Annotated in this window: 1 pseudogene; it reads right to left on the bottom strand. The window is 35.3% G+C overall.

Annotation, left to right across the window (positions count from 1 at the left end):
• A pseudogene (locus SB749_RS20815) lies at positions 1 to 238 on the bottom strand (hypothetical protein); the annotation flags it as partial.

Raw genomic sequence — 238 nt, 5'->3', positions numbered from 1 at the left:
CAATTTCTTCGATTGAGGTCGACTGTTGATTTAAAACTTTACATGAAGCGCTCAAATGTTGCATCATCCCATAAAATAAAATAGCAGCTTCAAATCCGATGTTCCGTATTTCTTCCCCAAAAATCTCGGATATGCGCAAACTGAACCATTCAAACTCTCTAAGACGATGAAGTAAAACCATTTCTTTTAATTCGTCTTCCCCTGAATGAAAAATTTCTTCATATATGACATGTAATCC

It is taken from the genome of Brevibacterium sp. SIMBA_078 (genome assembly GCF_046534565.1).
Classification (GTDB): Bacteria; Actinomycetota; Actinomycetes; order Actinomycetales; family Brevibacteriaceae; genus Brevibacterium.
The sequence above is the reverse complement of the archived record's forward strand: the minus strand, read 5'-3'. Positions and strand labels throughout refer to the sequence as shown.